The organism is Nonomuraea montanisoli (assembly GCF_013363975.1).
Taxonomy (GTDB): Bacteria; Actinomycetota; Actinomycetes; order Streptosporangiales; family Streptosporangiaceae; genus Nonomuraea; species Nonomuraea montanisoli.
This window is the reverse complement of sequence record NZ_JABWGN010000009.1, coordinates 311,999-330,448: the sequence shown is the minus strand read 5'-3', so window position 1 is coordinate 330,448 and position 18,450 is coordinate 311,999. Positions and strand designations below refer to the sequence as shown.

The window sequence follows — 18,450 nt, the reverse complement described above, 5'->3', positions numbered from 1 at the left end:
GCATGCGCGGCATCGGCAAGAGCTTCCTCGGCGTGCGGGTGCTTTCCGGAATCGACCTCGAGGTGACGGCCGGTGAGGTCCACGCCGTCGTCGGCGAGAACGGAGCCGGCAAATCCACCCTCATGAAGATCATCTGTGGGGTGCACCCGCCGGACGACGGCACCGTCGAGATCGACGGGCGGCCGGTCTCCTTCGGCCACCCCCTCGACGCGCAACGTTCGGGCATCGCGATCATCTACCAGGAGTTCAACCTGTTGCCCGAGCGAACCGTCGCCGAGAACGTCTTCCTGGGGCGCGAGCCGGTCCGGCGCGGCCTGGTCGACCGGGCGGCGATGGAGGAGGCGACCGCGCGGCTGCTCGACGAGCTGGGCGAGGACTCCTTCGGCCCTCGTGATGCCGTCAAGCGGTTGTCGGTGGCCCAGCAGCAGGTGGTGGAGATCGTCAAGGCGCTGTCGGTGAACGCCCGGCTCGTCGTCATGGACGAGCCCAGCGCGGCGCTCGCCGAGCACGAGGTCGAGCTGCTCTACGAGCTGATCGGGCGGCTGCGGGAGCGCGGCGTCGCCGTCGTGTACATCTCCCACCGCCTGCGGGAGGTGTTCGACCTCGCCGACCGGGTCACCGTGCTCAAGGACGGCGCGCTCGTCACCACGGTCCCGATCAGCGAGGTGTCCTCCGACGAGCTGATCAGGCTGATGGTCGGCCGCGATCTCGGCACCTACTTTCCGCCACGGTCGTCCGCGATCGGCGAGGCACGGCTCAGCCTGCGCCGAGCCGGTAACCACAAGCTCCACGACATCGACCTGGAGTTACGGGCCGGGGAGATCGTGGGCCTCGCGGGCCTGCAGGGATCCGGCAGGTCGGAACTCGCCAAGGCGATCTTCGGCGCGGAACCGTTCACCACGGGTGAGATGACCCCCTCCCGCCCGCGCTCGGTCCGGGAAGGCGTGGCCCTGGGCATCGGCCTCGTGACCGAGGACCGCAAGGCCGAAGGGCTCGCTCTGCGCCAGTCGGTGCGCGACAACGCTCTGCTGGTGGCCCGCGCGGTGGGCGCCAGAAGCCGCGACGGCGTCCGCGACCTGCTCGAACGGGTACGTCTCTCGCCTCCGCGTCAGGAACAGGAGGTCCGCTACCTGTCCGGGGGCAACCAGCAGAAGGTCGTGCTCGCCAAGTGGATGACGATGGCGCCGCGCGTGCTGCTGTTCGACGAACCGACCCGGGGCGTCGACGTCGGCGCCAAGGCCGCCATTCACGACCTGATGCGCGAGCTGGCCGACGACGGCATGGCCATCATGATGATCTCCTCCGAGCTGCCCGAGCTCATCGGCATGAGCGATCGCATGGTCGTCCTGCGGGACGGCCGGATCGCCGGCACGCTGCCGGCCGCCCCCTCCGAGGAGGCCATCATGCGCCTGGCCGCGGGAGAGGTGGCCTGAATGAACACGCTCTCACGCGCCCGCCGTCCCGCTCCCCGCAGCGAGGCACGAGGCGGCCTGGCGGCCCGGTTACGTGAGCCCACGCAGGTGGTGTTCCTCGCGCTGCTCGCTCTGATCGCCCTCGGCTGGGTCCTCGTCGCGCTCGACGGAGGCCAGTTCCTGACCATGGAGAGCGTCGTCGGGATCCAGCAGCGTTCGGCGGCGCTGGGCATCGTGGCGATCGGGCAGACGCTGGCGATCCTGGCCGGGTCGCTCGACCTGTCCGTGGCCTACCTGATCAGCCTGACCTCGCTGGTCGCGGCGGAGATCATGGCGGGCCGGGACGGGAACGTCCTGCCGGCGGTCGCCGCGGTGCTCGGCGTCAGCGCGCTGGTGGGGCTGGTCAACGGGCTGGTCATCACGAGGCTCCGGGTCCACGCCTTCATCGCGACGCTCGGCGTCGCCCTCATCATCAAGGGCGTCGTCGATCACCTGTACGACGGCCCGGCGGGCAAGGTGCCCGAGTCGTTCCAGCTGCTCGGTTACTCCCGGATCGGGCCGATCCCCGTCTCCGCTGTGCTCTGGGCCGGCGTGGCGGTCGTGGCCTGGTTCCTGCTGAGCAGGACCCGGCTGGGCTACCGCGTCTACGCGGTCGGCGGGAACGAGGAGGTCGCCCGGCTGTCCGGGATCCGCACCGGCCGGGCCATCGTGCTCACGCACGTGCTCTGCTCGGTCTGCGCCGGAATCGCGGGGCTGCTGCTGGCCAGCCGGCTCGGCGCCGGCGCGCCCACGGTCGGCACCGACGGCGGTTACGACCTGGAGTCCATCGCCGCGGTCGTGCTCGGCGGGACCGCGCTGGCCGGCGGCAAGGGAGGCGTGTCCGGGACGGTCGGCGGGGTCCTGCTGCTGGCCGTCCTGGACACCATCTTCAACCAGCTCGAGGTCAACTCCTTCGTCAAGGACGTGGTCCGCGGCGTGGTCATCGTCGTCGCGGTGGCCGTCTACGCCCGGCGTATCAAGGGGCGGTCAGTATGAAGCGGACCCTTCCGATCCTCGCGGTCCTCATGGTGCTGCTGGCCGCGATCGCCATCGCCAACCCCCATTTCCTGGAGCCCGCCGGGTTCCTGGCGTTCCTCAAGCGGGCCGCTCCGCTGGTGATCCTGGCCGCCGGGCAGTATTTCGTCATCGTCTCCGGCGAGTTCGACCTGTCGGTCGGCTCGCTGGTGACGGCCGAGGTCGTGATCGCCGCGCGGCTCATCGACGGCGACGGATCCGCCACGTGGCCGGTCATCGCCCTGCTGATCGTCATCGGGCTGCTCGTGGGGCTGGTCAACGGCGTGGTCACCACCAAGCTGCGGGTGCCGTCGTTCATCGTGACGCTCGGCATGCTGCTCATCCTGTCCGGAGCCGTGTTCCTGTGGACCGGCGGCGCGCCGCGCGGCGCGTTGTCGGAGGGCTTCCGTGCCTTCGGCCGCGGCGGGCTCGGACCGGTGCCGTGGTCGGTGCTGATCCTGCTGGCCGTGGGCGCGGCGGCGATCTGGCTCATGCGGGCCGACTTCGGCAAGACCCTCATCGCCACCGGCGACAACGAGCGCGCCGCAGCGCTGTCCGGGGTCCGCGTCGACCGGGCCAAGATCATCGCGTTCATGCTCTCCGGCCTGGCCGCGGCCGTCGCGGCGATCCTGCTCGGCGGGTTCGCCGGCGTCTCGGCCCAGGTGGGTCAGGGACTGGAGTTCTCCGCCATCACCGCGGTCGTGCTCGGCGGCGTGGTGCTCGGCGGCGGCCGCGGCTCCGTGCTCGCCGCCATGGCCGGGGCCTTCACGCTGGAGGCCCTGTTCACGCTGCTCAACCTGTACGGGATCTCGGGAGCGCTGGAGTTCACCGTGCAGGGCGTCATCATCATCGCCGCGGTGGCGGCGGGAGCCGTCCACCTGCCCCGGATGTTCACCCCCCGAAAAGGAGACGCACATGCCGCGTCATAAGGCGACAGTCGCCGTGTTCGCCGTGCTCGTCGTCGCGGGCTGCACCACCGACAAGCCGACGGCCACCACCCAGCCCGCCGCACCCACCTCGAGCGCCAGTCGGAGTGCCGAGGGCTCGGGCACGGGCGAGCAGTCGAAGTTCTTCGTGCAGGCGGACTTCGACGCGCAGCTCGCCATGCGCGCCCAGGCCCCGCAGGGTCCCGCGGACAAGCCGTGGGAGCAGGCCATAGCCCCGAGGATGGCCGACACCGCCAAGTACAAGAAGGACGGACCGTACCACCTGTGCTTCTCCAACGCCGCGGTCAACAACCCGTGGCGGCAGGTCGGCTGGAAGACCATGCAGGCCGAGGTCGGCCTGCACAAGGAGATCACCAAGTTCACCACCCTGGACGCCGAGGGCAAGGACGACAAGCAGATCTCCGACATCGCCGAGCTGCAGGCCAAGGGCTGTGACGCGCTGATCGTCTCGCCCAACACCACGGCCACGCTCACCCCGGCCGTGACGGCGGCGTGCGGGAAGGTGCCCGTCATCGTGTTCGACCGGGGCGTGGAGACCGACTGCCCGGTGACGTTCATCAAGCCCATCGGCGGCTACGCCTTCGGCGCCGACGCCGCCGAGTTCCTGGTCGAGAAGGTGCCGGCCGGCGGGAAGGTCCTCGCGCTGCGCATCCTGCCCGGGGTGGACGTGCTGGAGACCCGCTGGTCGGCGGCGAAGATGACGTTCGACAAGAGCAAGGTCCAGGTCGTGGGGGTGGAGTTCACCGACGGCGACGCGGCCAAGACCAAGAGCATCGTCAGCGACTACATCCAGCGGTACGGCAAGATCGACGGCGTGTGGATGGACGCGGGGGCCACGGCGGTGGCGGCGATCGAGGCGTTCGAGGACGCGGGCCTGCCGGTTCCGCCGATCAACGGCGAGGACCAGCAGGACTTCCTGCAGAAGTGGAAGGACGCCAACCTCACCGCCGTCGCGCCGACCTACCCGACCTACCAGTGGCGTACGCCGGTCATCGCCGCGCTGAAGATCCTCAAGGGCGAGGAGGTGCCCAAGGCGTGGAACCTGCCGCAGCCGAAGGTCACCTCGGAGAACCTGTCGACCTACCTGAAGCCGAACATGCCGCCGCTGCACTACGCGCTGTGCGGCTGCGAAACCCTCCCCGGGTTCCCGGAGGCCTGGGGCGGGAAGAAGAGCTGACCGCCCCTTCCACCGACCGATGACGAAGAGGGACGCATGTTCTCCATCGGAGTGAACACCTGGGTCTGGGTCTCCCCGCTCACCGACGACGAGCTGGTCCGGCTCGCGCCACGGATCGCGGGGTGGGGCTTCGACGTCATCGAGCTGCCGGTCGAGCAGCCGGGTGACTGGGACCCCGGCAAGGCCGCGGCGGTGCTGGCCGAGCATGGGCTGGCCGCGTCCGTGGTGCTGGTCATGCCGCCCGGGCGCGAGCTCGTGTCCGCCTCTCCGCAGACGGTCCGCGACACCCAGGACTACCTGCGGCACTGCGTCGACGTGGCGGTGACCGTCGGCTCCCCGACGATCGGGGGGCCGGCGTACGCCTCGGTCGGCCGTACCTGGCGGCTGTCACCCGACGAGCGCCATGCGGCCTACGCCGAACTGCGCGAGAACCTGCGGCCCGTCCTGGACCACGCGGCCGGCCGCGGGATCACGCTCGCGGTCGAGCCGCTCAACCGGTACGAGACCAGCCTCATCAACACCGTCGAGCAGGCCCTCGACGCGTTGCCCGAGGACTGCCGGCTGGCACTCGACACCTACCATCTGAACATCGAGGAGAAGGACCCCGCCCAGGCGGTCCGGGCCGCGGCCGGCCGGATCGCGCACGTGCAGGTGTGCGGCACCGACCGCGGCACCCCGGGGGCCGACCGCTTCGACTGGCCCGGCTTCACCCGTGCCCTGCTCGACGCCGGCTATGACGGGCCGCTGGTCATCGAGTCCTTCACCGCGCACAACCAGACCATCGCCACCGCGGCCTCCATCTGGCGGCCGCTCGCCGGGAGCCAGGACGCGCTGGCCGTCGACGGCCTCGCCTACCTGCGCACCCTCTGACGGCCGGCCGGGCAGCCGGGGCCTCGTCAGATCGCCTGCCACTTCTGGTTGTCGCCGTCGTGGCAGGACCAGAGCTGGACCCGGGAGCTGGGCACGTCCACGTCCAGGCACAAGCCTGAGGCGACTCCGCGGATCGTGCCGTCGGAACGGAAGGCCCACCTCTGGTGATCTCCGCCGTCGCAGTCGTGAATGCCGACCGCGGTGCCGTCGGCCGTGCCCGACTCCGTGGCCCCCAGGCACTTCAGGCCGTCGTAGACGGTGATCTGGCCGGTGGACGTCCTGGTCCACTGCTGGGCGCTCGTGCCGTTGCAGCTGTAGACCCAGAGCTGCCCGACGTCGTCGCGGCGGCCCTCGGGCACATCGAGACACAGCTGGGTGGCGACACTGCGCAGGGCGCTCGCCGCGACGGGATCGGTGCCCAGAGTCATCGGCTCCGGCAGGGCCGTGGCGGTCGTCACGGCGTGACGCGGGGTGGCGCATGACCGAGCCACGACCCGGTCATGCGCCTTCTCGGCGCATCGGTCCGGATCGGCGATCAGCGTGCGTGAGGCCCTCCTCGCCGTGGACACCGCGTCCGACTTCAGCGTGTCCTTCGGCTTGGGGGTCGGCTTCGGCGTGGGCGTGGATGACGGTGATGCCTTCCACGTCGACGCCGCGGACGCCTGTGGATGGGGGGGCCGGCGAGGGCACGGGCTCCGGTGGCAGGGTCAAGGCGAGCGCTACGGCAGCGGTCGCCGCCGCAGCCGTCATCGCCGGGATCGCCCAGCCTGACAGGCCGGCGGCCCCCTTCGCCGTGGTGGCCTTCCCCAGGGCGAGCGGCAGCAGCACGATCGGCAGGGCGGCCCGCAGCGTGGAGTTGAGGTCGCGCAGTTCGACGAGCGCCCGTGCGCAGCTTGGGCAGGTGTCGAGATGCGCGCGCAACGCGCGGGGCATGCGGCCGCCCGGCTTGCGGACCGCCGCCGCCATCCGGTCGGCGAAACTCCGGCACTCGGGCGAGCCGGCCGCGACATGAGCGGCCAGGTATGCCTTACGCAGCCCTTCGCGTGCGCGGAAGGCGAGCACGCTCACATTGCCGGGAGTGATGCCGAGGATGCGTGCGACCTGCTCGGGGTCCTCCTCCTCGATCAGGGTGTGCCACAGCACGGTCTGCCAGCGCGGCGGCAGCGAGCGGTAGGCGCGGACGACGAGATCGTCGGCGATCTCGGGCTCCGCCGCCGGCAGATCGGCGAACGCCTCGGCCGTGAACTCGTCCGTCAGGATGAGACGTTGATCGATCCGCGCCCATTCGACCGCTGTGTTGCGTACCACCGCGTACAGATAGGGACGCCACCCACCCGACGGGCCTCCCGCCCCTGTGCGGACGGTACGCAGAGTTCGGGTGAACGCCTCGCTGGCCAGGTCCTCCGCCGCGTTCGGATCCGGGGACAGGCGGCGGGCGAAGGCGAGGACAGCCGCGTGATGCCGCTCGTACAGCTCGGCGGCGGCATGGCTGTCGCCGGCCCTGACCCGCTGGGTCAGGGCCGCGTCCTCGCACGTACCGCCTTCCGTCATCTGATCAAGAATGTGTGCGTCCCTCCGAGACTCGGCGCGGCGGCGTCACGGCGATGCCCTTGGCGGTCGTCGCCGACCGGGCTCCGTGCACCACTAGTAGGGAGTCGCGTCACCCGTGTGGATTACGGACTTACCGGAAGATTTTCGGCGAGCTGAGCCGCCTACGCGCCCGGCTCGGGCAGGGTTACTTGGTGCCGAAGACCTGCGTCCAGTATTTCGGGTGGTTGTGGGCGATGCCGACGCCGATCAGGGTGGCCTGGCAGTTCATGATGTTGTCGCGGTGGCCGGGGCTGTTCATCCAGCGCTCCATCACCTGGGCGGCGGTCAACTGAGCCATGGCGATGTTCTCACCTGTGGCGAATCCGGTGAACCCTGCCCCCTTGGCGCGGTCCCCGAAGGTGCGGCCGTCCTTGGACTCGTGGCTGAAGTAGTTCTGCCTGGCCATGTCGTCGGAGTGGCCGAAGGCGGCGGCGCGCAACTGCGGGTCGTGCGCGAGCGGCTTGCAGCCGCCCTTGGCCCGCTCGGCGTTGACCAGGCGGACGACCTCGTTCTCCTCCGGCGTGCCGACCGTTCCCGATGACGGCGGGGCCGTCGTGGTGGTGGGTGACGCCGTGGGGGTGGGTGACGCCGTGGGGGTCGGCACCTTCAGGTTCTTGGGCAGGATGCTGCCGGACCAGACGTTGGCGGCGGCGGCGTAGACGCCGTTGGTCTCCCCGTCGAAGAACGGGGAGCCGATCTGGTCGTAGCGGCCGTTCTTGTCGGCGTCGATGAAGGTGGAGGTGACACCGTTGACGTAGCCGAGGCGCTTGGTGTTGCTGTACTTCAGCAGCCAGGGCCCTCCGTCGAAGCCGTGGGTGACCGCGCCCTTGACGGCGATCTGCTCCTCGATCTTCAAGGCGGGGTCGACCACGGTCGTGCCCGTCGCGCCGTAGAGCCACTTCGGGGTGAGGCCGGTGTAGGGCTTGTCACCGTCAGGGTGCTCACCGGCCGGGTAGCCGAACGCGTAGACCTTCTTGCCCGGCGTGATGTTGTAGGCGAAGCCCTGACCGCCGACGGCGTCGCCCAGGCGACCGGCGTCCTGCAGGGCGGCGTAGTACCACTTGCCGTTGTGGGACCACTTCGGGCCGTCGTAGGCGTCGTACTGGGCCTTGCTGCACTCGTTGATCAGCTTGATCGTGAGCCCGTTGTACACCGAGACGAACGCGTAGTCGCGGTCGAAGTCCTCGTACACGTCGAAGTCGTGGTGGGTGAAGGCCTGCTTGGCGGCGTAGACGCCGTACGGGGCCTTGCCCTGGTAGTAACCAGGGACGAACATCCAGTGGTCGAGGACGTGACCGTCGTCGTCGGTGTCGTAGGCGCAGTGGCCGGCGGTCGCCACCAGGTTGCGGTACTTGGACTGCACGGAGGTGGCCGAGCAGTAGTACGACTTGCCGTCACGGACGAAGAACACCTTGCCCACGGTCTTGGGCAGGTTGATGTTACGGACTCTGGCGGTCTTCGTCTTCTCGTCGCCGATCGCGGGGACGACGCCGGGCTTGCCGTCGGCCGCGGGAGCGCCCGTGGACTTCAGCCGGGCGGTGTGGGTGTCCACCTTGTAGTCCGGGTGGTACTCCTCGGCGTCCCTCAGGGCCTTGGCGTTGCCGGCCAGCCAGAACGAGACGACGTCATAGGCGCCCTTGGCGGCGATCGGCTCTCCGGACACGGGGGCTCCGCCGGGAGCGGCGTGGGCCGGGGAGATGAACGTCGAGGACAGCAGGCCGACGGTCGCGAGGACGCCACCGGCAGCGATGATGCGGTTCAACGGGGGGAACTCCTTGGTCTGTCGTGGAACGTCACTTGCGTCCCAAGCGTTCTCACCAGGAAGGAGTCCGTTCGCAGGAGTGGATTACGCGGCTTCGTGAGCTCTTGCATTAAGCCGACCAGAGAGCACGTTTTGCTTGACCATCGACAGAACTCCGCCATACCATCCGCGTATACGTCGTCGGCGGTCGCAGTGGTCTGGCCGAGGAGATCTCCATGTCCGCGAGACTGCCCCTGGGGGTCCTGTTCTCCCCCGAGTTCGGCGCCGACCCGTACGCGGTGTACGCCTCGCTCCGCGAGCAGGGCCCGGTGCACCCCATCGACATGCCCCCGGGCGTCGGCGGCTTCCTGGTCCTCGACTACGAGCACGGCCGGGCCTTGCTCAACGACCCCCGGCTGTCCAAGGACCTGCGCAACGCCGGCGACTACTATCGTGAGCTCGCCGAAGGCGGCGACATCGTGTTCAGCCCCACGATGCTGACCGTCGACCCGCCTGACCACACCCGGCTGCGGCGCCTGGTCTCCAAGGCGTTCACGGCGCGGCGCGTGGAGGGCCTGCGCCCCCGCGTGGAGCAGATCACCCGGGAGCTCATCGCGACGATGGCGGTGAAGGACGAGGCCGAGCTGATCGACGAGTTCGCCCTGCCCCTGCCCATCATCGTGATCTGCGAGCTGCTCGGCGTGCCGGCCGCGGATCGTGCGGACTTCCGCGCCTTGTCCGGCCGACTGATCACCCCGGGCCTCTCGGAGGAGGCCAGGCGCGAGCGCAGGGAGGCCGCGCACGCGATGCGGGACTACTTCCGGGCCGTCATCGCCGACAGGCGCGCGGCGCCCCAGGACGATCTGGTGAGCGCCCTCATCACGGTCCGTGACGACGACACCCTGCTCACCGAGGACGAGCTGCTGTCGACGCTGTCGCTGCTGCTCATCGCCGGACACGAGACGACCGTGAACCTGATCGGCAACGGCGTGCTCGCCCTGCTGCGCCATCCCGGACAGCTCGCCCTGCTCCGTGCCCGGCCCGAGCTGCTGCCGTCGGCGATCGAGGAGTTCCTGCGCTACGACGGGCCGGTGGACCGCGCGATGATCCGCATCGCGATGGAGGACCTGGAGATCACCGGCACCCCGATCCCCAAGGGGAGCGTGGTGCACGTCTCGCTCGGTGCCGCCGACCACGACCCCGCCGTGTTCCCGGAGCCCGATCGGCTGGACATCACCCGGGGGAACCACCGCCACCTGGGGTTCGGGCACGGCATCCACTTCTGCGTCGGCGCCCCGCTGGCCCGCCTGGAAGGTCGGATCGCGTTCGGGTCGCTCCTTTCGGCCTTCCCCCGCCTCGCCCTCGCCTGCCCGCCGGAGGAGTTGAGATGGCGCCACAACGGCGGCATCGTGCGGGGTCTGGAGTCGCTTCCGGTACGGCTCCGCTGACCCGGTGGACGCAGCCGGCCGGGCGGGGGCCGACCGGCTCCGTGGAGCCGGTCGGCGGTCGGGATCAGCCGACCTTGGTGAAACGGAACTTCTGGTTGGGGGCGCTGTTCACGCAGGTGTACTGGATCACCGGGAAGCCGTCGGCCTGGCTCACCCACTTGACATCGACGCACAGTCCGTTGAAGGACGGCGTGATCGTGTAGACGCCCGCCTCGATCGTGGGATTCACGGTGAAGCGCTGGTTCTTCAGGTCCGGGGCGGTCGCGCCGTGACACGTCCACTGGACCAGCTGGGTCTCGTTCGTGGTCGAGCCGTTCGGGACGTCCAGGCACTTGCCGCTGCCGGCGTTCTTGAGCTGGTAGCCGCCGCCCGCCAGTGGCACCGCCTGCCACCGCTGGATGGGATCGCTCGTGGACCCCATCTGGACGATCTTGGCGTTGTCGGCGGTCGACGCGCCCTCCGTGGTCACGTTCTTGCCGCTGTGCTGGGCGGTGATGGTGTAGGTGCCGGCCGGGAGGCCGGTGCCGGACCCCGAGGCGACGCCCTTGCCGTTGAAGGTGAACGAGTCCAGGTCGAACGGATCCGCGCCCGGGGACTTGAAGACCGCGTAGAGCTTGTGGGTCCCGCCGGGGTCGGTGACCTTCACGGCCGGCAGCGACACATAGGTGTCCCAGCCGCCGGTGGACGGCACCGGGGTCGAGGCGATCAGCGGGCCGGTCGGCGAATCCGCACGCAGTTCGACGGAGCCGCCGCTGTCGCTCGGCGAGGAGACTCGGAAGGAGACCGAGTCGAGTCCGGTCATGTTCCGGTCGTCGAAGGCGATCCAGTCGCCGTCGCTGATGCCGCCGATGCGCTTGCCGCCCTCGGCGCCCTGCTGGTTGACGGTTTTGATCCCCTGGCTGCTGTCGAAGAACTCCGCCTGCTGGTGCTTCCACCGGACGTTGGCGAACGTCGAGCCGTTCAACCCGCCGCTGTCGACGTAGGTCGCCTCCATGGAGAAGAAGCCGTCGACGCCGAGGTCCCCTTGGTGGAAGTCGGAGAGCGTGACCGATCCGGTGCAGCCGCTCGCGGAGCCTATGTCGTGCGCGTGCCATTTGCCGGGGCTCTCCCCGTGCCCTGACGCGAACGTCACCTTGACCTTGGAGCAGTCGATCGTGCCGTCCTCGGGGTCGGTGACGGTGACCGCGTAGGACATCAGGTCACCGATCGCCGCATGTCCGCCCATCGGCGGCGAGGTGATCTTCACGGTGGGCCGGGTGTTGCCGACGGTGATCTGCACGGTGATGCTGCCCGTCTTCCCCTCGGGATCCTTGACGGTCAGCCGGGCGCTGGGGGTGCCGTTGGTGTCGTAGGTGTGGCTGGGGTTCGCGGCGGTGGAGTCGGTCGTGCCGTTGCCGTCGAAGTCCCAGGCATAGGTGATCGCGCTGCCCTCGGGATCGGAGGAGCCGGCCGAGGAGAAGGCGACGGTGAGCGGCGCCTTGCCGCTGTCGGGGGTGGCGGTCGCCTTGGCCACGGGTGAGCGGTTCCCCGCGACGTACTCGATCCGGTAGATGCCGCCGCCCGACTGGCTGTCCGCCCAGCCGCTGCCCCATTCGAGGAGGTACATCGCGCCGTCAGGGCCGAACTTCATGTCGTGCGGCGCCTGCGGGCCGGGCTTGGCGACGAACGGGTCGACCTGCAGCAGGGTGCCGGTGGAGCCGAGCCTGAACTCCTTGATGTAGTTGCGGCTCCACTCGAAGAAGAACACCGCCTTGTCGTAGTACTCGGGGAACTTGCGCTCCGAGGGGTTGGCCGCGTCGTAGTGGTAGAACGGGCCGCTCATCGGGGCCAGGCCGCCCGAGGCGCCCATCTCGGGGAAGTCCGTGGTGCCGCCGCCGTACCAGAGATTCGCGGGCTTGGCGGCGGGCAGGGTCGTCAACCCGGTGTTGTTCGGGGAGTTGTTGACCGGGGCGGAGCAGTCGAACTTCGCCCCGCTCTGCTTCGTCGCGAAGTCGTAGTCGTTGTACGGCACGTTGTTGCCGATGCAGTAGGGCCAGCCGTAGTTGCCGGGCCCCTTGACCAGGTTCCATTCGACGATGCCCGCCGGTCCGCGGCTGGGGTTGGACGCGCTCGCGTCGGGGGCGTACTCCCCCACGGAGATCCAGCCGGTGACCGGGTCGACGGCGAAGCGGTACGGGTTGCGGAAGCCCATGGCGTAGATCGCGGGATGGGTCTTGTCGGTGCCGGGCGGGAACATGTTGCCCGGCGGGATGTCGTAGCCCGGACCGTCGGCCTTGGGCTTGACCCGCAGGATCTTGCCGCTCAGGCTGTTGGTGTTGGCAGCGGTTCGCTGGGCGTCGAAGCGCCAGCGGCCGGTCCGTTCGTCGATCGGCGCGTAACCGCCGGACTCGCCCCCGGGGTTCACGTCGTCGCCGGTGCCGATGTACAGGTTGCCGCCCGGGCCGAACACCAGGGCTCCACCGGTGTGGCCGGGCTCGTCGGTGGTGCGATAGTTGGGGACATCGATGATCTTCTGCTCGGTGGCCAGGTCGATGGTGTCCCCGTTGACCTTGAACCGGGAGACCCGGTTGATCTCCTCGGTGCCGGCGGGCGCGTAGAAGAGGTACACCCACTTGTTGGTGGTGAAGCCAGGGTCGAACGCGATGCCGTTCAGTCCGTCCTCACCTCCGGAATAGACGTTCAGCTTGGCCGCGATGTGCGTTTCGTACTGGCCGTTGTGATCATGGATCAGCTTCACCGTGCCTGCCTTCTCGGTGAAGAAGACCCGCCCGTCGGGAGTGATGTCGAGGTTCTTCGGCTTGGTGACGTTGGTGTCCAGGGGGACCTTCTGGAACTTGGACTCGACCGTGCCGCCGCAGTCGCCCTGCTCGGCGCCGCCGGCCCACATGATGCCGCCGCGCACGTGCTCGCGGAAGTTCGCATCGGAGTACGCGGCGGCGTTGTGGCCCAGCGCGGTCGCCCACACCCGGGCCTCTCCCTTGGCGCCGGCCTGACGGCACCAGGAGATCGGATGGTCGACGCCCATCGCGTACTGGCCGGGGTTGTAGGTCTTCTCGTTCACGGTCATCAGCACGTGCACCTTGCCGCGCGGGTTGGGGGCGAAGTTGTACCACTCCTCCGTGTGCGTCCACTGCTCCGGCAGCTTCTTGGTGGAGGGATGCACCCGGTCGGCGACCGTGACCTGCGCTTGCTGGCCGTTGGCGGCATGCCCCGGCATGTGCGAGCCGCCGTTGACCAGGTTGTCCCAGTAGGGGTACTGGCTGTCGATCTCCATGTCGACGGCGTTGTGGATGGCCACGACGCCCTTGCCCGAGTCGACGAACTTCTCCAGCGCCTGCCGCTGGGCGTCGTTGTCCCAGACCATGCCGTAGTTCTGCAGCATGATCAGCACGTTGTACGTGGCGAGGTTGGCGTCGTTGAACACCGACGAGTCGTCGGACTGCACCACCTCGAAGTCGTTGGCGGCGGCCAGTTCCTGCACCATCTTGATGCCGGCCGGCAGGGCGGCGCTGTGCCAGGCGTTCCCGCCTTCGGTGAACAGCAGGGCGCGGAACTTGGCCGCGGCCGTGCGGGTCTTCTGCGCCGATGCGCCCGCCTGGGCGGCGGGGCCCGCGGACAGGGCGAATAAGAGCATGGGCATGACGAGGACGGTGAGTAACCTTCGCAAGGTCATTCTCCTGGGGTGAGGGGGGTGTGCGACGCCTCGGCGGAGGTGTCACAGGTGTGCGAGCGGGCGAGGCCGTTCGAGCATGGTCAGGCCGTGCGTCAGGCCGTGCGTCAGGTCGCGCCGGCTCCGTCGCGGAGTCAGGCGCGGCGAAGCGTGAAGTCGTCCACGTCCAGATTCGAGCCGTTGAAGGTGAGGTAGAGCCGGACGGGCTTGTCCGGCACGTTGGTCAGGGGGGTCGAGACGTCCTGGTAGGACTCCCACCCGCCCGTGTTGGGCACGGTCACGCGGCCGAGCACCGGTCCGGTCGGCGAGTCCGTGCGGATCTCGAAGCCCCCGGTCGGGTCGACCGAGGCGACGCGGGCGGTGAAGGAGGTGACGCCGGTGAGGTCGACCTCGTCGTAGGCCGCCCAGTCGCCCGGGTTGACGAAGCCGAGCACGGCGCCGCCGTGTGCCGGGGTGTGCGGGTAGGTCTGGACGCCGTTGGCCTGGGACCAGTTCTCCGCCTGGATGACGGAGTCGCCGGTGGGCGCGCCGAGTTCCTTGACGCGGATGTCGCGGAAGGAGACGGTGTCGCCGTCGCTGTGGTTCTGCAGGCCGATGTGCCCGTCCTTCAGCGAGCGCGCCGGATCGGTGTTGGTGAAATCGTTGATCTTGACGCCGTTGAGCAGCACCTGGACGCGTTCGCCCTCGACCCTGATCTCGAAGGCGTTCCACTGGCCCGGCGGGTTGAGCGCCTTGTCGCGCGCGGCGATGTCGGCCGACTTGAAGCCGTAGATCGCGCCGGTGGTCTTGTCGGCCGCGTCGGTGGCGTCGATCTGGATCTCGTAGCCCTTGCCGACCGCCGACCAGGGGTCGGTGGAGGGCGGGAAGCCGATGAAGATCCCGGAGTTGTCGTCCCCGGCCGCCTTCCAGTCGAGCTTGAGCGAGTAGCCCTTGGTGAACTCCTTGGCCTTGTACCAGTACAGGCCCATGCCGCCGGTGGAGGTCAGCGTCGCGTCGGCGTTGGTGAAGCTGCCGGGCCCGGCCTGCTCCCAGCCGGTGGTCGAGCCGTTGTAGAGCGCGGTGTAACCGGTCTCCGGACGGCAGTCGGCCTGAGCGGTCCCCATGGCGTACGCGATGCCGCCCTTGAGGTGCTGCAGGAATGCCTGCTCCGAGAAGGTCTCAGGGGTGTGGCCGAGACCGGTGTAGAACGATCGGCCGCCCTGGTAGGTCTTGCACCACGAGATCGGGTGGTCGGCCCCCATCTTCCCGCCGCTGTAGGAGGACTCGTCCACCGTGGCCAGGACGTGCGCCGTGGCACGCGGGTTGGACCTGTAGTCGTACCACTCGTCGGTCCTGGTCCAGGTGGCGCCCAGGTGAGCGGTGGCCGGGTTCGCCCGATCCTCCACCTTGATCGTGGCCTGCTGCGTCGCCGGGTGGCTGGAGAACCAGGCCCCGGCGAGTTCGCCGTAGAACGGCCAGTCGTACTCGGTGTCGGCCGCCGCGTGGACCCCTGCGTAACCACCGCCCGCCTTGATGTAGGACTCGAAGGCCGCCTGCTGGTCGGCGTTCAGCACGTCACCCGTGGTGTTGAGGAAGGTCACCGCCTTGTACTTGGCCAGATTCGCCGTGGTGAAGGCGCCGGGGTCCTCGGTGGCGGTCACCTTGAACCCCATGTTCTTGATCGCCTGAATGCCGGCGGCGATGGAGTCGTGCCGAAATCCCGTCGTGCGGCTGAAGACCAGGACGTCACCGTCGCCGACGGCGTCGCCGCCGCCCGGTGGGCTGAACTTCTGGTTGGCGCCCCCGTCGCAGGTGCGTATGACCAACTGCGTCTTGTCAGCGGCGTCCAGGCATTTGCCCAACGCCTTGATCGTGCCGGCGGCACTGTCCACGGTCCACTTCTGGGCGTTGGTGCCGTTGCAGGTGTAGATCTGCACCTTGGTGCCGTCAGCGGTGTCGGCCCACTTGACGTCCAGGCATTTGCCCAACGCCTTGATCGTGCCGGCGGCACCGTCCACCGTCCACTTCTGGGCGTTGGTGCCGTTGCATGCGTACATCTGCACCTTGGTGGAGTCGGCGGTGTTTCCTCCTGCGACGTCGACGCAGCCGCCGCCGGGGCCGCCGATCGGCCCGGTGACGGGTTGCGTCCCGGCCTCGGACGACAGGGTGAAGGAGTCGACGTCGAACAGCGAGCCCGCCCCTCCGGTGAACACCAGGAACAGGCTGTCGGTCTTGGTGGTGACGCCGGTCAGCGCGGTCTCGACGTCCTTGAAGGTCTCCCACCCGCCGGTCGTCGGCACGGCCACCTTGCCCACCACCGGCCCGCTCTGCGAGCCGGTGCGGATCTCGATGTTCCCGCCCGCGCCTCCTGAGGAGATCCGGAAACGGGCGGACTTGGCGGCGCTGAGCTCGTAGGGCTTGAAGGAGATCCAGTCGCCGTTCTCGATGTACCCGACCGTCTTGCCACCCTCCGCTGCCTGCTTGTCCACCTTCTGGACGCCCGAGGCGGCGGCGTAGTGTTCGGCCTGCCGGTGCCTGGGCTGCAGGATGAGCTCCTTGCTGCCGGTCAGCTTGCCTTTGTCGGTGTAGGAGGCGTTGAACACCGCGAAGATGTTGGCCGCGCTGTCGTGCTCACCGTCCTTGGGGATGGTCAGCGTGCCCTCGCAGCCGTTGGTGGAGGTGATGGGATGACCATGGCTGTCGTGACCGAGGACGTAGGTCACCTTCACGGCTGCGCAGTCGATCGTGCCGTCCTCGGGGTCGGTCACGGTCACCTTGAAGGGCACCTTGTCGCCCCACTCGAACAGTTGACCCTCGCGCGGCGTCTGGAAGGTGATCGTCGGCGCGGTGTTGCCCACGGTGATCGGCACGCCTGCCGTGCCCGAGTTGCCGGCTGGGTCCTTCACGGTGAGCTTCGCCTGGAACTCGCCCTTGGCGGTGTAGGTGTGGGTGGGATTGGCCTGGGTCGAGGTGCCGCCGTCGCCGAAGTCCCATGCGTAGCTCAGCGCCTGGCCGTCGGGGTCGGCCGAGCCCTCGGAAGAGAAGGCGACGGTCAGTGGTGGCTGTCCTGACGTCTTGTCCGCCGACGCCTTCGCGGTCGGGCTCCGGTCGCGGCCCTTGATGTACTCGATGCGATAGAGCGCGGAGTTCTCGTCGCCGCCGAAGCTGCCGGTGCCGTAGTCCAGCACGTAGAGCGCGCCGTCGGGGCCGAAGGCCAGGTCCATCACCTGGGTGCCGCTCCACGGGAAGTTCATGATGTGGTTGTCGGCCGGACTGACGGCCTTGATCCAGCGGCGGCCGAACTCGCCGAGGAAGACCATGTTGTCCAGTCCCTGAGGGAACTTCACCTCCGACTGCAGATCCGGGTCGTAGTGGTAGGCGGGGCCGCCCATCGGCGACTCCGACCCCGTGCCGAACTCGGGCGGGCTGCCCGCGTCGCCGCCGTACCTGATCCAGGCCGGTTGCGCGGGCGGCAGCTTGGCCAGGCCGGTGTTGCGGAAGGAGTTGTTGGTCGGGCCTCCGGCGCAGTCGTACTTGGCTCCGGACGGTCCGGAGGGGAAGGTGTACTCGTTGTAGGTCTCCGCGGGCGTGTTGGTCCCCGTGCAGTAGGGCCAGCCGAAGTTGCCCGCCTGGCTGACCTTGTCGAACTCCACCTGTCCTGACGGCCCACGATCGGGATTTGTCCCGCCCGCGTCAGGACCGTAGTCGCCGACGTAGACGACCCCGGTCTTCTTGTCGACGCTCATCCTGAACGGGTTGCGGAAGCCCATGGCGTAGATCTCGGGCCGGGTCTTCGCCGTGCCCGGCGGGAACAGGTTGCCCGACGGCGCCGTGTAGGACCCGTCGGCGGGATTCACCTTGATCCGGAGGATCTTGCCCCGCAGATCGTTGGTGTTGGCCGCACTCCGCTGGGCGTCGTAGGCGGGGTTGCGGTCGGTCCGCTCGTCGATGGGCGCGTAGCCGGCGGAGTCGAAGGGGTTGGTGTCGTCGCCGGTCGACAGGTAGAGGTTGCCCTGGGCGTCGAAGTCGATGTCGCCGCCGACGTGACAGCACATGCCCCGATCCGCCGGGACGTCCAGGACCTTCTTCTCGCTTGCCACATCGAGGGTCCAGTCCTCCTTCAGCGTGAAGCGCGACAACCGGTTGACGCCCTGCCAGGCACTCCAGTCGGCGCCGGTGACCGGTGCGTCACCGCCCGGGGTCGACAGCTTGGGCGCGTAGTAGAGGTAGATGGTCCTGTTGGTGGCGAAGCCCGGGTCGGCGGCCACTCCCTGCAGGCCCTCCTCGTCGTGGCTGTAGACCGGGAGGGTGCCGGTGACCTTGGTGTTTCCGGTCTTGTCGGTACGGCGAAGCGTCCCGTCGCGCGAGGTGTGGAGCACCGACAGATCCGGCAGCACGGCGATGCTCATGGGCTCGCCTGTCTCAGCGCTGCCGTGGGCCAGTGTCACGGTCTGGTAGTCGGCTGGATCGATGGTGTCGTGGGCTCGCGCCGGCAGGGTCAAGGTCGTCATGCCGGAAACGGCCAGGGCCAAGACGCTCAAGCGAGCGAGCCAGCGGGGGGTG

The 18,450-nt window shown here is 69.1% G+C and carries 11 protein-coding genes; 6 read left to right on the top strand and 5 right to left on the bottom strand.

Annotation, left to right across the window (positions count from 1 at the left end; translation table 11 throughout):
• Positions 1 to 2: 2 nt before the first annotated feature.
• The 5 genes from HTZ77_RS24775 to HTZ77_RS24755 are packed head-to-tail and all read left to right on the top strand — an operon-like array spanning position 3 to position 5,459.
• Positions 3 to 1,433: a sugar ABC transporter ATP-binding protein gene (locus HTZ77_RS24775; RefSeq protein WP_175592202.1), complete on the top strand. Its 1,431-nt coding sequence runs from the start codon at positions 3 to 5 to the stop codon at positions 1,431 to 1,433.
• Positions 1,434 to 2,447 (top strand): ABC transporter permease, encoded by a 1,014-nt coding sequence (locus HTZ77_RS24770; RefSeq protein ID WP_175592054.1) that lies wholly within the window; start codon positions 1,434 to 1,436, stop codon positions 2,445 to 2,447.
• Positions 2,444 to 3,394: an ABC transporter permease gene (locus HTZ77_RS24765; RefSeq protein ID WP_175592053.1), complete on the top strand. Its 951-nt coding sequence runs from the start codon at positions 2,444 to 2,446 to the stop codon at positions 3,392 to 3,394. Before HTZ77_RS24770 ends, HTZ77_RS24765 begins: the two co-directional genes overlap by 4 nt.
• Positions 3,381 to 4,589 (top strand): ABC transporter substrate-binding protein, encoded by a 1,209-nt coding sequence (locus HTZ77_RS24760; RefSeq protein ID WP_175592052.1) that lies wholly within the window; start codon positions 3,381 to 3,383, stop codon positions 4,587 to 4,589. Before HTZ77_RS24765 ends, HTZ77_RS24760 begins: the two co-directional genes overlap by 14 nt.
• A 36-nt stretch (positions 4,590 to 4,625) precedes the next feature.
• On the top strand, positions 4,626 to 5,459 hold the full coding sequence (locus tag HTZ77_RS24755) for a sugar phosphate isomerase/epimerase family protein (protein WP_175592051.1): 834 nt from the start codon (positions 4,626 to 4,628) through the stop codon (positions 5,457 to 5,459).
• Between the two features lie 26 nt (positions 5,460 to 5,485).
• Here the strand turns inward: HTZ77_RS24755 and HTZ77_RS24750 are convergent, their stop codons facing one another.
• The 3 genes from HTZ77_RS24750 to HTZ77_RS24740 form a co-directional block, all read right to left on the bottom strand.
• Positions 5,486 to 5,917 carry an RICIN domain-containing protein gene (locus HTZ77_RS24750; RefSeq protein WP_328808747.1) on the bottom strand — a complete coding sequence of 144 codons (432 nt, stop codon included), beginning with the start codon at positions 5,915 to 5,917 and terminating at the stop codon, positions 5,486 to 5,488.
• A 40-nt stretch (positions 5,918 to 5,957) separates the two neighbouring features.
• Positions 5,958 to 7,010: an RNA polymerase sigma factor gene (locus HTZ77_RS24745; protein ID WP_175592050.1), complete on the bottom strand. Its 1,053-nt coding sequence runs from the start codon at positions 7,008 to 7,010 to the stop codon at positions 5,958 to 5,960.
• A 184-nt stretch (positions 7,011 to 7,194) separates the two neighbouring features.
• Positions 7,195 to 8,811: a CAP domain-containing protein gene (locus HTZ77_RS24740; protein WP_175592049.1), complete on the bottom strand. Its 1,617-nt coding sequence runs from the start codon at positions 8,809 to 8,811 to the stop codon at positions 7,195 to 7,197.
• Positions 8,812 to 9,026: 215 nt separating this feature from the next.
• Here HTZ77_RS24740 and HTZ77_RS24735 point away from each other — a divergent pair, with 215 nt between their 5' ends.
• Positions 9,027 to 10,238, top strand: a complete 1,212-nt coding sequence (locus HTZ77_RS24735; RefSeq protein WP_175592048.1) for a cytochrome P450 family protein — start codon at positions 9,027 to 9,029, stop codon at positions 10,236 to 10,238.
• A gap of 64 nt (positions 10,239 to 10,302) precedes the next feature.
• Here HTZ77_RS24735 and HTZ77_RS24730 read toward each other — a convergent pair whose 3' ends face one another.
• Positions 10,303 to 13,878: a ThuA domain-containing protein gene (locus tag HTZ77_RS24730; RefSeq protein WP_205303344.1), complete on the bottom strand. Its 3,576-nt coding sequence runs from the start codon at positions 13,876 to 13,878 to the stop codon at positions 10,303 to 10,305.
• Positions 13,879 to 14,042: 164 nt separating this feature from the next.
• On the bottom strand, positions 14,043 to 18,398 hold the full coding sequence (locus HTZ77_RS24725; protein WP_235995069.1) for a ThuA domain-containing protein: 4,356 nt from the start codon (positions 18,396 to 18,398) through the stop codon (positions 14,043 to 14,045).
• Positions 18,399 to 18,450 lie beyond the last annotated feature (52 nt).